Here is a 15011-nt window from a genome sequence, read left to right on the forward strand (position 1 = left end):
ATGCTTGGCTCAGCCCTTTCTGAAAACACGCCTTTACGTATTGCTCTGGTCGCCGGTGAGGCCTCCGGCGATACCCTGGGCGCAGGGTTGATCCGCGCGCTCAAGGCGCAATACCCCGATGCGCAGTTCATTGGCATCGGCGGGCCGCGCATGCTCGCCGAAGGCATGCACAGCCGGGTGCCGATGGAGCGGCTTTCCGTCATGGGGCTGGTCGAAGTGCTGGGCAGGCTGCGCGAGTTACTGCGTATTCGCAAGGAGCTCGTCGAATGGCTGAAACAGCAGAAACCGGATGTATTCATTGGCATCGACGCGCCGGACTTTGCCTTGGGTGTCGAGCTTCGCCTGCGCGAAGCGGGCATCCCCACCGTGCACTATGTCAGTCCTTCGGTATGGGCCTGGCGCGAAAAACGTGTGCTGGGTATTCAGAAATCCACCGACCTGATGCTCACCCTGTTTCCGTTCGAAGAAGAAGTTTACCGACGTCATGGCGTGGCGGTACGTTGCGTAGGCCACACATTGGCCGATCAGATCCCGCTGGAGCCGGACAGAGCCGCCGCGCGCAGCACACTGGGTCTGGACGAGAACATGCGAGTCGTTGCGCTGATGCCGGGCAGTCGTAACGGCGAATTGCGCAAGCTGGGCCTGTTGTTTTTGCAGACCGCCGCCTGGTGTCTTGAGCGCCAACCCCAATTGCGTTTTATCATGCCCTGCGCGAGTCGTGAACGTAAAATCCAGATGCAGAACATCATCGCCGAGAGCGGTCTGGACTTACCGCTTACGTTGCTCGACGGCCAGGCTCACGATGTACTCGCCGCCTGCGACGCAGTATTGATCGCCTCAGGTACCGCAACGCTCGAAGCCATGCTGTTCAAGCGGCCCATGGTGGTCGCCTACCGCATGGCCGGGTTAACCTTTCGTATACTCAAACGCCTGGTGCGGGTTGGGCATGTGTCGCTTCCCAACCTGTTGGCGAAAAGGGAGGTGGTTCCCGAATTTCTACAGGACGATGCCACACCCGACGCCATGGGTGCTGCACTGCTTGAGCGCCTGGGGCCAACGCCCGAGCGTGAAGCAACCCAGGCAGAATTCATGAAGCTGCATCAGATTCTGCGCCGCGATGCAGATCATTCCGCGGCCGACGCAGTGATAGAGCTGTTGAAACAGAAGGGCAGGTTGGCATGAACCAGATCGTGATGGACTGGATTGTTCCCGACGGAGTGACCGTTGCGGGCGTTGACGAGGTCGGACGCGGACCACTCTGCGGCGCCGTGGTGACTGCCGCCGTCATCCTCGATCCGCTCAACCCGATCGAAGGCCTGAACGATTCCAAAAAACTTACCGAAGCCCGCCGCGAAGAGCTCTTTCCGCTGATCCAGGAGCGCGCGCTGGCCTGGTGCATTGCCCGCGCGGAAGTTGAGGAAATCGACGAGCTCAACATCCTGCACGCGACCATGCTCGCCATGCAGCGCGCCGTAGCAGGTTTGTCGGTCCGCCCGGACCGCGTGCTGGTAGACGGTAACCGCTGCCCGATCCTGCCCATGCCTAGCGAGCCGGTGATCAAGGGTGACAGCCGCGTTCCGGCGATCGCCGCAGCGTCGATCCTGGCGAAAGTCGCCCGCGATCGCGAGCTAGTCGAAATGGATCTGCGATATCCCGGTTACGGCCTCGCGCAGAACAAGGGCTACCCCACTGTGCAGCATCTTGCGGCGTTGAAGGAACGAGGCGCCACCGTGATACATCGCCGCTCGTTTGCACCGGTCCGTGAGGCGCTGGGTTTGGTCACGCCGTCGCTGCCGAGTGTGTCTGTCGAGCTATTATCCCCCGAGGCCGAAGCTACAGAACGCTCCTGATTTCGTTGTCTCTCGTCACCGTTTCAATGTTTGGTTGAGTAAGTCGGAGTCAGCTGTCGCGAGCCGACAGGGCTGCGCCGACACGCTGCAAGTACGTCCCTGTAAGCTCGTCGATGGCATCCCTGCCATCGGACGGTCGACTCAGCCCTGTCACCTCGCTTCGCATTAACATTTGAATTGCCGGATGGCACACCCCAAACCAGGTTTATTCTCCGCATCACGCCGATGCTCGACCGAGCCTGCTGGCTGTCAGGATGGAGCAAGTGTTTGAAAACAGGGATGTTTTCACCAAGCCCCCATGGATGGGTTTACGGCGTCTTGCGCAATCCTGGCAGCCGGTGGGCGGCTCGCTCCTAATACCAGTGCACCTCTTCGCGCGACCGCAAACAGATGATATGTGCAAATCAGGGGTTTGCATCCGCGGAGTGACAAGGCCGCGCTGACACGCTGCAAGTACGTCCCTGTAAGCTCGTCAATGACATCCCTGTCATCGCACGGTCATCGCGGCCCTGTCGCCTCGCTCCGCAGTAAGAATGCGAGTCGTCTGATGACACATACAAATCAGCTTTTATCTTTTCTGCATCACGTCGATGCTCGACCGAGCCTGCTGGCTGTCAGGATGGAGCAAGTGTTGAAAACAGGGATGTTTTCACCAAGCCCCCATGGATGGGTTTACGGTGTCTTGCGCAATCCTGGCAGCCGGTGGGCGGCTCGCTCCCGATATCAGTGCGCATCTTCACGCGACCGCAAAACAGGTGAGTCTGGTTCTGTTGCAAATCCGGGGTGAGCTGACGCGGGCGATTTGCCACTGGCTCCCCAAGCACTCCTTCAGAACATCGATCGACAAACCAAACCCAAGGTCGCTGGCTCGATTCGCCCCCCGCCGTTACAATCGCTTCCTTGCCGTTCGCATCTGAAACAGGATCATCAATGAGCTTCTCCTTCGTCCATCTGCGTGTCCACAGTGAATATTCCCTCGTGGACGGCCTGGTCAAGATCAAACCGTTAATCAAGGCGGTGGGCGAGGGTGGTATGCCGGCTGTGGCGGTTACCGACCAGAACAACATGTGCAGCCTGGTGAAATTCTACAAGGCTTCCATGGGCGCGGGCATCAAGCCGATCTCGGGCGTGGATATCTGGTTGGTTGGCCGGGATGACGAAAGCAGCCTGACCCGGATGACCCTGCTGTCAATGGACCGCCCTGGCTACCGCAATCTCACCGAACTGATCTCCCGTGGCTATACCGAAGGGCAGAAAAACGGTCTGGTTACCATTCGCCGGGAATGGATAGCCGAAGCCAGTGAAGGCGTTATTGCGCTGTCAGGTGCAAAGGAAGGCGAGATCGGACAGGCCTTGTTATCCAACAATCCCCATGAAGCCGATGAGTTGCTCAGCTACTGGATGGACGTGTTTCCCGGGCGTTTCTATCTTGAACTGCAGCGCACCAGTCGTCGCAATGACGAAGAGCATGTGCACGCCGCCGTTGCGCTGGCCACGCGGCTGGACTGTCCGGTCGTTGCCACCAATGACGTGCGCTTCCTCAAGCGCGAGGATTACGAAGCCCACGAAACGCGGGTGTGTATCGGTGAAGGGCGGGCGCTGGATGATCCGCGCCGGGTCCGCCAGTACAGCGAAGAGCAGTACCTGAAGACGCCGGAAGAAATGGCCGAGTTGTTCTCGGATATTCCGGAAGCCCTGGAAAACAGTGTTGAAATCGCCAAGCGCTGCAACATCGACGTCCAGCTGGGCACCTACTTTCTTCCGGAATTCCCGATTCCCGAAGGCCTGACCATCGAAGAATACTTTCGTCAGGTGTCCTTCGAAGGACTGGATGAACGCCTCAAGGTCATCCTCCCGCCGGACACGCCTGATTATGATGCGCGCCGCCAGGTGTACGTGGATCGACTGAATTTCGAGCTCGACATCATCAACCAGATGGGCTTTCCCGGTTACTTCCTGATCGTGATGGACTTCATCAAGTGGGCCAAGGGCAATGGCGTGCCGGTTGGGCCTGGCCGGGGGTCGGGGGCGGGCTCGCTGGTGGCTTACGCGCTGTTGATCACCGATCTTGACCCGCTCGCCTATGACCTGCTGTTCGAACGCTTCCTGAATCCCGAGCGGGTGTCCATGCCCGACTTCGATATCGACTTCTGCATGGAGGGACGCGACCGCGTCATCGACTATGTGGCAGAGACCTATGGCCGGGACGCGGTATCCCAGATCATCACATTCGGCACCATGGCGGCCAAAGCCGTGGTGCGGGACGTGGCGCGGGTGCAGGGCAAGTCCTACGGGCTGGCCGATAAGTTGTCGAAGATGATCCCCTTCGAAGTCGGGATGACCCTGGCCAAGGCCTTCGATCAGGAAGAGATTCTGCGCGAGTTTCTGGCGGCCGATGAGGAAGCCCAGGAAATCTGGGACATGGCGCGCAAACTGGAGGGTATTACCCGTAACGTCGGCAAGCACGCCGGGGGCGTGGTAATCGCACCGACCAAGCTGACCGATTTCGCGCCCTTGTATTGTGATGAAGCCGGTGCGGGTCTGGTCACCCAGTTCGACAAGGATGACGTGGAAGCCGCTGGTCTGGTGAAGTTCGACTTCCTCGGCCTGCGTACCCTGACGATCATCGACTGGGCGATGGAAACCATCAACCGCGAGCAGGCGAAGAACGGGCTGGAGCCGCTCAATATCGACTTCATCCCGCTGGATGATGCGCCGACCTACCACATGCTGCAGAAGGCCGAGACGACGGCGGTCTTCCAGCTTGAATCGCGCGGCATGAAGGAGCTGATCAAGAAGCTCAAGCCGGACTGTCTGGAAGACCTGATCGCCCTGGTGGCGTTGTTCCGCCCCGGTCCGCTGCAATCGGGCATGGTTGATGACTTCATCAACCGCAAGCACGGACGCGAAATCGTCTCCTACCCACACCCGAATTATCAGTATGCGGGCCTCGAGCCGGTACTGAAGCCTACCTACGGCATCATCCTGTATCAGGAACAGGTGATGCAGATTGCCCAGGTGATGGCGGGTTATACCCTTGGCGGCGCCGACATGCTGCGCCGTGCCATGGGCAAGAAAAAGCCCGAGGAGATGGCCAAGCAGCGGGCTATCTTCCTTGAAGGCTGCGAGAACAACGGTATCGATGCGGACCTTGCGGGCAACATCTTTGACCTGGTAGAGAAGTTTGCCGGCTACGGGTTCAACAAGTCGCATTCGGCGGCTTATGGTCTGGTCTCTTATCAGACCGCCTGGCTCAAGGCGCATCATCCGGCGGCCTTCATGGCAGCAGTGTTGTCGGCGGATATGCACAACACCGACAAGGTCGTCACGCTGATTGAAGAGTGCCGCAGCATGAGGCTGCAGGTTAAGGCGCCGGATGTGAACCTCTCCGACTACAAATTCACCGTCGATGAATCCGGCGCTGTGGTTTACGGGCTCGGCGCGATCAAGGGCGTGGGCGAAGGGCCGGTGGAAACCATCGTCCAGACGCGCCGCGCCGGCGGTCCCTTCACCGATCTGTTCGACTTCTGTGCGCGGGTGGATCTGAAACGGATCAACAAACGCGTAATGGAAGCGCTGGTGCGCAGTGGCGCGCTGGATTCGATGGGCCCCTTCTTCGATACCGAACAGGCTGCCTATCTCAAGCAGGTGGATCGCAACCGGGCCGCGCTGTCTGCGGCCATGGAAGAGGCGATGGCCGCAGCGGAACAGACCGCCAAGAGCGCGGACAGCGGTCATGACGACCTGTTCGGCGAATTGCTCGGGCCTTCCGCTGAGCGTGACGTGTTCGAGAATTACCGCCGTGTTCGCGAGTGGAGTTTCAAGGAGCGCCTGCGCGGGGAAAAGGAAACACTCGGTCTGTATCTGACCGGGCACCCGATCGACGAGTATGAAAAGGAAGTACGTCGCTTTGCCCGGCAACGGATTATTGACCTTAAACCCTCCCGGGAGAGTCAGACCATTGCAGGGCTGGTATTTGATCTGCGGGTAATGAAAAGCAAGCGCGGCGATAAGGTCGGCTTCGTGACGCTGGACGACCGTTCCGCGCGTATCGAGGTGTCGCTGTTTGCGGACGCCTTCCAGGCGGCCCAGTCCTTGTTGCAGAAGGATGCCTTGCTGGTAGTGGAGGGGGAGGTCGCCCAGGATGATTTCTCCGGTGGCCTGCGCATGCGCGCCAAGCGGGTGATGAGTCTGGAAGACGCGCGCACGAGTCTGCTGGACAGCGTCCGGATCAGGATGAACACCCAGCGACACGGCCCTGACTGCTTGTCGCAGCTGGCAGGGTTGTTACAAAAGCACAAGGGCGGTTGCGCGGTCACGATTGATTTTCAGCGTCCCGACGCTGCGGCGCTGCTCAAACTCGGGGACGAGTGGAAAGTTGAACCCGCAGACGACTTGGTCCAGAGCCTGCGTGACCAGCTCGGAAAAGACAGCGTCTCCTTGCACTACAGATAACCGCGACCTCGGCCGCCGGCCTGCTCGACGCAGGTCAGGCATTCCCGTAAGGTAACGCAAAAAATCGAATGCCCAGCATGGGCCACGCGGATGATGTACGCCTATGAGCAAAAGTCAGAATTACCTTGAATTTGAACATCCCATCGCCGATCTGCAGGCAAAGATCGAAGAATTGAGATTGGTGGGCAGCGATAATTCGCTGAATATCACCGATGAAATTACCCGGCTCCAGGACAAGAGCAAGTCTCTCACCGAGAGCATCTTCTCCAATCTGTCCAGCTGGCAGGTCGCGCAGATGGCGCGGCACCCGCAGCGTCCTTATACGCTGGATTATATTCAGCACATCTTTACCGATTTCGAAGAAATGCACGGCGACCGTCATTTCGCTGATGATGCAGCAATTGTCGGCGGTATGGCGCGTCTGGAAGGCCGTCCGGTCATGGTTATCGGACACCAGAAAGGCCGCGCCGTAAAAGAGAAGGTTCGACGCAACTTCGGCATGCCCAAGCCCGAAGGCTATCGCAAGGCGTGCCGTCTGATGCAGCTGGCAGAACGCTTCAAGATGCCGATTCTCACATTTATCGATACGCCCGGTGCCTATCCGGGGATCGATGCAGAAGAGCGCGGCCAAAGTGAGGCGATCGCCTGGAACCTGCAGATCATGTCTCGTCTGAAGACGCCCATCATCTCCACGGTGATTGGCGAAGGCGGATCAGGCGGCGCATTGGCGATTGGCGTCTGTGATCGGCTGATGATGCTGCAGTATTCGACGTATTCGGTGATTTCGCCCGAGGGTTGTGCATCGATTCTGTGGAAGAAGTCCGAGAAGGCTGCTGAGGCCGCCGAAGCGATGGGCATCACCGCTGCGCGTCTGAAGGAGCTGGGTCTGGTTGATAATCTGATCCCTGAGCCGTTGGGTGGCGCGCATCGCCAGCCGGAGGAAATGGCAACGCGGATCAAGGCGCAACTGCTGTCTGAACTGGCTGCACTGGACAACTATTCCGCTGAGGCGTTGCTGGATAGCCGATATGATCGTCTGATGGCCTTCGGCATCAAGTAATCATGTTCACCCCGCAGGCGCTGCACGAACACCTGGCGCACTGCGCGCAAGCTCCGGTCTGGTGGCTGGGGCTTTCTGGCGGTCTGGACTCGATGGTGTTGCTTGAGGCGCTGGCGCAGCTCGGCAAGACCTGCCAGCTGCCGCCTGTGGTTGCCGTTCACGTGCACCATGGTCTGCATCCGCTTGCAGACAAATGGGCCGAGCATTGTGAGCAGCAGTGCGTATTGCGCAATATCCCACTGCACATCAAACACGTACAGCTCGAGCCGGGCGCGAGTATTGAAGCTGCTGCGCGAGATGCGCGCTATCAGGCTTTCGCATCGCTTATCGGGCCGGAAGATGTGCTGTTGCTGGCGCATCATCTCGATGATCAGCTGGAAACACTCTTATTCCGTCTCGTACGTGGCACGGGTCTGCGCGGGCTATCCGGTATGCCCGCCAGCCGCCAGTTAGGTAGCGGTCAACTGTTCCGGCCGCTGCTTGGCTGGCGCCGGAACGAACTCGAGACTTGGGCCGAGGAGCAAGGGCTGCGCTGGATTGAAGACCCGGCCAATGCCGACGCGCGGTTTGCCCGCACTACCTTACGTCATCAGATATTGCCCGTACTGCGTCAGCACTGGCCGATGGTAGACAGCAGTCTGCTGCGTTTGATTGAGCATGTGGAGGAGGCCACCAGCCTGCTTGACGAACGGGCCGCGCAGGATTTTGAGCGAGCTGAGGCAGTCAGTCAGGATCCATGGCTACAGCCCTGGCCGGCATTACGGGTTGCAGTGCTGCTCACGCTGTCCGCTGCCCGGCAGAACAATCTGCTGCGTTATTGGTTGCACCAACAGGGCAGACGCATGCCGGATCACCGACAATCCGAGGTCGTGCTGGATCAGTTGGGTGCAGCAGAGGACAGCCAGCCGGTCGTGCAGATCGACGACTATCAGCTGTGTCGCTCCGCCGGACACCTGTGGCTGCAATCAGCAAAGGGTATCGCCGCTGGCGTGCCGCAGCCGTTGGTGGCGTTCGGCAATACGGTACTCGCCGGTGGTAACGGTGTGTTATGCATGCGGCAGGCCCAGGGCGGAATCAGCTACCGTCCGGGTAATTGGCAGATCGGTTATCGCCAGGGCGGGGAACGGCTCAAGCTGGCGGGACGGCCTCACCGGACGCTCAAGCGGTTGTTTCAGGAGGCGGGCATTCCCGGCTGGTTGCGGCCCGCTGTGCCGCTACTGTTTTGCGACGGCGAGCTGGTATCGGTGGCCGGGCGCTGGAATGCCGAGGCGTTCAGCGCTGGCAACGAGCAGCCTGGCTGGCGGATCGAGTGGCAGCCAGGCGCGCAATCCTTGCTACCTTGAAGTACGGCTTTGCGAAGGTCCGGACCTGGCCAGTGCAGGCGCTTTCGGATTGAGCAAACCGGGGGCGTCTGGTATCCTGACTTCCCATCTTGACGAGACTTTGGTCTCCCTTCGATTCCCTGCGGTCGCGACCGCCTAACTGTTCAATCTACGGGTTTTTCATGACGCGCTACATCTTCGTCACGGGTGGTGTTGTATCTTCATTGGGTAAGGGCATCGCCTCGGCATCGCTGGCGGCGATCCTTGAAGCGCGGGGACTGAAGGTCACCATGCTCAAGCTCGATCCCTATATCAACGTGGATCCGGGCACCATGAGCCCCTTCCAGCACGGTGAGGTTTTTGTCACCCATGATGGCGCCGAGACTGATCTCGACCTGGGCCATTATGAGCGCTTCATCAATGCGACCATGACCCGCGCCAACAACTTTACCGCTGGCCGTGTATATGAGCACGTGCTGCGCAAGGAGCGCCGCGGTGATTATCTGGGCGCGACGATTCAGGTTATTCCGCATATTACTGACGAGATCAAGGACCGCATCATCAAGGGCGCCGGCGATGCCGATGTAGCCATGGTGGAAATCGGCGGTACCGTGGGTGATATCGAGTCCCAGCCGTTCCTTGAGGCGATCCGCCAGCTGCGTATCGAGGTGGGTGCCAAGCGCGCCATGCTCATGCACCTGACGCTGGTCCCTTATATCGCTACCGCCGGTGAGACCAAGACCAAGCCCACCCAGCACTCGGTAAAGGAATTGCGCTCCATTGGCTTGCAACCGGATGTGCTGATCTGCCGCTCCGATCACCCGATCGATCTGTCCTCTCGCCGCAAGATTGCGCTGTTCACCAATGTGGAAGAGCGTGCGGTTATTGGTCTGGAAGATCTGGACAGTATTTACCGTATTCCTTCCGCCCTGCATGCGCAGGGCCTGGACGATTTTGTTGTGGAACGCTTTGGCCTGGAATGTGGGCAGGCTGATCTGTCCGAATGGGACCGCGTGGTCGATGCCAAGCTGTATCCGGATCAGGAAGTTACCATCGCCATGGTCGGCAAGTACATGGAACTGCTGGAAGCCTACAAGTCGCTGATAGAAGCCATCAGCCACGCCGGCATCCAAAGCAGGACCAAGGTCAACCTGCGCTACATCGACTCAGAAGACATCGAACTCAAGGGCACTTCGCTGCTCGAGGATGTGGATGCCATTCTGGTGCCGGGCGGCTTCGGTCAGCGCGGCGTTGAGGGCAAGATCGAGACCGTGCGCTACGCCCGTGAGAACAAGATTCCGTATCTCGGCATTTGCCTGGGCATGCAGGTGGCGGTCATCGAGTATGCGCGGCATATTCTTGGCTGGAACGACGCCAACTCGACCGAATTTGACAAGACCAGCACCCATCCGGTGGTGGGTCTGATTACCGAGTGGCAGACCGCTAGCGGTGACAAACAGTTGCGGGATGAAGGCTCTGATCTGGGCGGTACCATGCGCCTCGGCGGTCAGGATTGTGCGCTGGAGCCTGGCTCGCGTGCCCATGAATGCTATGGCAAGGATGTGATTGTCGAACGCCACCGCCACCGTTATGAGGTCAACAACAACCTGTTGCCCGATTTGCAGGCGGGCGGTCTGAAAGTTACCGGTCGGTCAGTCGATGGCGCGCTGGTTGAAGTTATCGAGGTGGGCGATCATCCGTGGTTCGTGGCATGCCAGTTCCACCCGGAATTCACTTCCACTCCCCGTTATGGTCACCCCTTGTTCAGCGGCTTCGTCAATGCAGCCCTGGCACAGAAGGCGAGCAAGGCTAACGCCTGAGGAATACCGATGACCCAGAAGACAATCCAGGTCGGCAACATCGATATCGCCAACGACAAACCTTTCGTGCTGTTCGGGGGCATGAATGTTCTCGAGTCCCGCGATCTGGCGATGCGAATTTGCGAGACCTACGTAGAGGTGACCAGCAAGCTGGGCATTCCCTACGTATTCAAGGCCAGCTTCGACAAGGCCAACCGCTCCTCGATCAACTCCTTCCGCGGCCCGGGCATGGAAGAGGGGCTGAAGATCTTCGAGGAGATCAAGCATACCTTCAACGTGCCGGTGATTACTGACGTTCATGAGCCGCATCAGGCTGCACCGGTGGCTGAAGTCTGCGACATCATCCAGCTGCCGGCTTTCCTGTCGCGGCAAACTGATCTGGTGGTGGCTATGGCTGAGACCAAAGCCGTTATCAATATCAAGAAAGCGCAGTTCCTCGCGCCGGCGGAAATGAAGCACATCCTCACCAAGTGTGAGGAGGCCGGCAACGATCGGTTGATTCTATGTGAGCGGGGCTCCAGCTTCGGTTACAACAATCTGGTCGTGGATATGCTCGGCTTCGGCATCATGAAGCAGATGGGCTACCCGGTGTTTTTCGATGTGACCCATGCGTTGCAGATGCCAGGCGGACGTAGTGATTCTGCCGGCGGACGGCGCGGTCAGGTGACTGATCTGGCCAAGGCGGGCATGAGCCAGGGCCTGGCTGGGCTGTTTCTGGAAGCCCATCCGGATCCCGATAACGCCAAGTGCGATGGCCCATGCGCTCTGCGCCTGGACAAGCTCGAACCTTTCCTTTCGCAACTCAAGCAGCTTGATGATCTGGTCAAAAGCTTTGCGGTGCTGGAGACCGCTTGAACTTGTCGCGTAGTAGCTGATCTATTCTCGGACGATTAAATGGAGCACGTAGCAAAGATGGCGAAAATCATTGATATCAAGGGTCGTGAAGTTCTGGATTCGCGCGGCAACCCGACTGTAGAAGCAGATGTCATCCTGGACGGAAATATCATCGGTAGCGCCTGTGCGCCTTCCGGAGCTTCGACCGGTTCCCGTGAAGCGCTGGAACTGCGTGATGGCGACAAGAGCCGCTATATGGGCAAGGGCGTGCTCAAGGCAGTTGCCAATATCAATGGCCCTATTCGTGAGTTACTGGTCGGTCGCGACGTTGAAGATCAAGCGGGTCTGGACCGAGCCATGATTGACCTTGATGGAACCGAGAACAAGGCCAACCTGGGCGCCAACGCCATTCTCGCTGTGTCCCTGGCGGCCGCCAAGGCAGCAGCACAGTCCAAGGGCGTGCCGCTGTATGCACATATCGCAGACCTGAACGGCACCCCCGGTCAGTACAGCATGCCGGTCCCGATGATGAACATCATCAATGGCGGTGAGCATGCTGACAACAACGTCGACATTCAGGAATTCATGGTCCAGCCGGTTGGCGCCAAGACCTTTGCTGACGCCCTGCGTATGGGCGCAGAGATTTTCCATCACCTGAAAGCCGTTCTGAAGGCGCGCGGACTGAGCACCTCGGTGGGTGATGAGGGCGGTTTCGCACCGAACCTGAGTTCCAACGAAGACGCGCTCGGCGCAATCGCCGAAGCAGTCGCGAATGCCGGATACACACTGGGTGACGACGTCACTCTGGCGCTGGACTGCGCTTCAAGCGAATTCTACAAGGACGGCAAATACGATCTGGCTGGCGAAGGCCAGGTGTTTGATGCCGCCGGTTTTGCTGATTATCTGGCAGGCCTGACTGAACGTTATCCGATCATCTCCATTGAAGATGGCATGGATGAGTCCGATTGGGACGGCTGGAAAGTCCTGACCGACAAGATCGGTGCCAAGGTTCAGCTGGTCGGTGACGATCTGTTCGTAACCAACACCAAGATCCTCAAGGAAGGCATCGACAAAAGCATCGGTAACTCGATTTTGATCAAGTTCAACCAGATCGGCTCGCTGACCGAAACGCTGGAAGCCATCCAGATGGCCAAGGCTGCCGGTTACACCGCGGTCATCTCTCACCGTAGCGGTGAGACGGAAGATCACACCATTGCCGATCTGGCAGTGGGTACTGCGGCTGGCCAGATCAAGACCGGTTCGTTGTGCCGCTCCGATCGCGTTTCCAAGTACAACCAGTTGCTGCGTATTGAAGAGCAGCTGGACGGTTCTGCTCCGTATAAGGGCCGTGCCGAGTTTCGTGGCTGATTGCTGATTATTGACGAAACCTGACAGGCGCTGGCATTGTTCAGCGCCTCGTCGTTTCTGGCTCTGGTACATGGAGTAGGGACTGGTGCTGGTGCTGGCCGGTTGATAGGCTGGCAATCGGCGCAGAATAGGTAACGCCATTGGAGGCGATAACACGTGAAGTGGCTCTGGGTAATTGCTCTGGTAATGCTGGCTGGCCTGCAATATCGCTTGTGGGTAGGCGAGGGCAGCCTGGCGCATGTGACTCAGCTCAGCCAACAGATCGCCGAGCAGAAACGTGAGAACGAGCAGCTGCTGGAGCGCAATCGCGTGCTGACCGCCGAGGTAATCGAGCTCAAACAGGGTCTGGAAACCATTGAGGAACGTGCCAGGAAAGAGCTTGGCATGATTCGCGACGGTGAGACGCTGTATCAGCTGAGCTCCGAATAAATGAATGTTTTACCCTTCTGGGTCGTCATCCCCGCTGCCGGTATCGGATCGCGTATGCAGGCGGACCGCCCCAAGCAGTATCTTCCCCTGGCTGGTCGCAGCCTGATTGAACATACCCTTGATTGCTTCCTGAATCAGCCCGGTTTGCGAGGTCTGGTCGTCAGCCTGGCTGAAAATGATCCTTACTGGCCTGAACTGCCCTGCGCCCAAGACGTGCGGATTCGTACCGCTGCTGGCGGGCGGGAGCGCGCCGATTCGGTATTGAATGGATTGGAAGCCTTGGTTGCCCAGGGTGCAAAGTCGGAGGATTGGGTGCTGGTGCATGATGCGGCCCGCCCCAATCTGGCCGACAGTGACTTGTACAAGCTATTGGAAACGCTTGCGGACGATGCGGTGGGCGGTCTGTTGGCCGTGCCGGTACGAGATACCCTCAAGCTGGCTGGCGCAGATGGACGGGTAACCGCCACGCCGGATCGCGCACTGTTCTGGCAGGCCTATACGCCGCAAATGTTTCGTCTTGAAGCGCTGCGTAACGCTTTGTCCGGTGCGCTGGGTGCCGGTGCCTCCATCACCGATGAGGCGTCTGCAATGGAGTGGGCGGGTCAGGCACCGCTGCTGGTCGAGGGCCGTGCTGACAATATCAAGGTCACCCGCCCCGAAGACCTGGATTGGCTTGCTGGAAGTATGCCAGCCACTGACTAATTCCCGGGGTTGTCGAGCGCCTCGGGCCGTGTTCGGACTCGACGACGAACGATTCGTCACGACTTCTGCGTTGATCTCTAACATCAATGCGTCGCGCAGGCGCACGACACCCCCAGGTAGCGCCGCTACGGGATAGACCGGGTCTGCCCCTGGAGTTGTCGAGTCCTGGGGCCGCGCCTACTCGACGACAACGATTCGTGACGTCTTCTGCGCGTTGATCTCTAACATCAATGCGTCGCTCAGGCGCACGACACCCCCAGATGGCGCTCTCAGAGTGGAGTCAGGGTCGTCAATTTACGGTTTTCCTGGAGTTTTCGAGCGCCTCGGACTGCGTTCGAACTCGACACAGCGAATCCGTCAGCGTCTCCAAGATGGCCCATAGTTACTAGTTTCTGGACCACTCATCCACTTCCACGAATACAAATTGACCAGTCGTTTTGATCTGAATATGCTGTATATCTATACAGTAAAAAGGTGGCCTGTATGCTTCGCTTGATTCCTCATTTCATTCCTGACCTGATGCGCTCTCATACGATGCGCGGAGCGGACTGATGGGCGCTGTCGTTGCACTGGATGCCCTGCTGGATCAACGCCGGATATGGAAAGGCCGGCACACCAGCACGCCCCGTAGCGGGTATCCGACCGGCAATGCCGGGCTGGATGCAATGTTGCCCTCCGGCGGCTGGCCCCTGGCTGCGTTGAGTGAAATCCTGCTTCAGGCTGAGGGGACAGGTGAGTTGCGGCTGTTGTGGCCGACACTGGCGCGATTGACCCAGGCGGGGGAAACAGTGGTGCTGGTGGCGCCACCCCATGTGCCCTTTGCACCGGCCTGGCACGCCGCAGGAATAGATCTGCGCCATTTGATGATCGTGAATGCACAGGGTGCCGAAGCGCTTTGGGCAGCCGAGCAGTGTCTGCGAACAGGATGCAATGGCGCAGTGTTGTGTTGGCCGCAACGTGCAGATGATCGATCCATGCGGCGGTTACAGGTTGCTGCTGAAACAGGGCAAACCCTTGCCTTTGCCTACCGTCCGGCCGAAGAAGCGGTGAATCCTTCCCCCGCCGCGCTGCGTCTGTTGCTTGAATCGGCGACCAGCCAACTACGCGTTCTCAAGTGCCGGGGCGGTATCGCGCCAGCGGCCCCGCTTCCCTTCGTCGCGTGGCATTGAAA

At 58.9% G+C, this 15011-nt stretch carries 11 protein-coding genes; all 11 read left to right on the forward strand.

Annotation, left to right across the window (positions count from 1 at the left end):
• Nucleotides 1-1182 (forward strand): lipid-A-disaccharide synthase, encoded by a 1182-nt coding sequence (gene lpxB, locus G3M63_RS08880; RefSeq protein ID WP_163982696.1) that lies wholly within the window; start codon nucleotides 1-3, stop codon nucleotides 1180-1182.
• Nucleotides 1183-1193: 11 nt separating this feature from the next.
• Nucleotides 1194-1850, forward strand: a complete 657-nt coding sequence (gene rnhB, locus G3M63_RS08885) for a ribonuclease HII (RefSeq protein WP_371923579.1) — start codon at nucleotides 1194-1196, stop codon at nucleotides 1848-1850.
• Nucleotides 1851-2780: 930 nt separating this feature from the next.
• Nucleotides 2781-6305 carry a DNA polymerase III subunit alpha gene (gene dnaE / locus G3M63_RS08890; protein WP_163982701.1) on the forward strand — a complete coding sequence of 1175 codons (3525 nt, stop codon included), beginning with the start codon at nucleotides 2781-2783 and terminating at the stop codon, nucleotides 6303-6305.
• A gap of 103 nt (nucleotides 6306-6408) precedes the next feature.
• Complete coding sequence (gene accA, locus G3M63_RS08895; RefSeq protein ID WP_163982703.1) at nucleotides 6409-7365, forward strand: acetyl-CoA carboxylase carboxyl transferase subunit alpha; 957 nt, start codon at nucleotides 6409-6411, stop codon at nucleotides 7363-7365.
• A gap of 2 nt (nucleotides 7366-7367) precedes the next feature.
• On the forward strand, nucleotides 7368-8708 hold the full coding sequence (gene tilS / locus G3M63_RS08900; RefSeq protein WP_163982705.1) for a tRNA lysidine(34) synthetase TilS: 1341 nt from the start codon (nucleotides 7368-7370) through the stop codon (nucleotides 8706-8708).
• 161 nt (nucleotides 8709-8869) lie between these two features.
• On the forward strand, nucleotides 8870-10507 hold the full coding sequence (locus tag G3M63_RS08905) for a CTP synthase (RefSeq protein WP_150300702.1): 1638 nt from the start codon (nucleotides 8870-8872) through the stop codon (nucleotides 10505-10507).
• Nucleotides 10508-10516: 9 nt separating this feature from the next.
• Nucleotides 10517-11362: a 3-deoxy-8-phosphooctulonate synthase gene (gene kdsA, locus G3M63_RS08910; protein WP_163982707.1), complete on the forward strand. Its 846-nt coding sequence runs from the start codon at nucleotides 10517-10519 to the stop codon at nucleotides 11360-11362.
• Nucleotides 11363-11419: 57 nt separating this feature from the next.
• Entirely contained in the window at nucleotides 11420-12709 is a 1290-nt protein-coding gene (gene eno / locus G3M63_RS08915; RefSeq protein ID WP_150300853.1) for a phosphopyruvate hydratase, read from the forward strand.
• A 156-nt stretch (nucleotides 12710-12865) separates the two neighbouring features.
• Nucleotides 12866-13138 (forward strand): cell division protein FtsB, encoded by a 273-nt coding sequence (gene ftsB / locus G3M63_RS08920; RefSeq protein WP_223825022.1) that lies wholly within the window; start codon nucleotides 12866-12868, stop codon nucleotides 13136-13138.
• On the forward strand, nucleotides 13139-13840 hold the full coding sequence (gene ispD / locus G3M63_RS08925) for a 2-C-methyl-D-erythritol 4-phosphate cytidylyltransferase (RefSeq protein ID WP_163982708.1): 702 nt from the start codon (nucleotides 13139-13141) through the stop codon (nucleotides 13838-13840).
• Between the two features lie 551 nt (nucleotides 13841-14391).
• Complete coding sequence (imuA, locus tag G3M63_RS08930) at nucleotides 14392-15009, forward strand: translesion DNA synthesis-associated protein ImuA (RefSeq protein ID WP_150300705.1); 618 nt, start codon at nucleotides 14392-14394, stop codon at nucleotides 15007-15009.
• The last annotated feature ends 2 nt before the right edge of the window (nucleotides 15010-15011 follow it).

The sequence above is a fragment of the Pseudomonas sp. OIL-1 genome (genome assembly GCF_010669185.1).
Taxonomy (GTDB): Bacteria; Pseudomonadota; Gammaproteobacteria; order Pseudomonadales; family Pseudomonadaceae; genus Halopseudomonas; species Halopseudomonas profundi.

Bases quoted from the DNA above. Each gene is read 5' to 3' on its own strand.
- G3M63_RS08905 (WP_150300702.1), top strand. From the start codon at position 8,870: ATGACGCGCTACATCTTCGTCACGGGTGGTGTTGTATCTTCATTGGGT.
- tilS (WP_163982705.1), top strand. From the start codon at position 7,368: ATGTTCACCCCGCAGGCGCTGCACGAACACCTGGCGCACTGCGCGCAA.
- lpxB (WP_163982696.1), top strand. From the start codon at position 1: ATGCTTGGCTCAGCCCTTTCTGAAAACACGCCTTTACGTATTGCTCTG.
- ispD (WP_163982708.1), top strand. From the start codon at position 13,139: ATGAATGTTTTACCCTTCTGGGTCGTCATCCCCGCTGCCGGTATCGGA.
- accA (WP_163982703.1), top strand. From the start codon at position 6,409: ATGAGCAAAAGTCAGAATTACCTTGAATTTGAACATCCCATCGCCGAT.
- eno (WP_150300853.1), top strand. From the start codon at position 11,420: ATGGCGAAAATCATTGATATCAAGGGTCGTGAAGTTCTGGATTCGCGC.
- dnaE (WP_163982701.1), top strand. From the start codon at position 2,781: ATGAGCTTCTCCTTCGTCCATCTGCGTGTCCACAGTGAATATTCCCTC.
- kdsA (WP_163982707.1), top strand. From the start codon at position 10,517: ATGACCCAGAAGACAATCCAGGTCGGCAACATCGATATCGCCAACGAC.
- imuA (WP_150300705.1), top strand. From the start codon at position 14,392: ATGGGCGCTGTCGTTGCACTGGATGCCCTGCTGGATCAACGCCGGATA.
- rnhB (WP_371923579.1), top strand. From the start codon at position 1,194: ATGGACTGGATTGTTCCCGACGGAGTGACCGTTGCGGGCGTTGACGAG.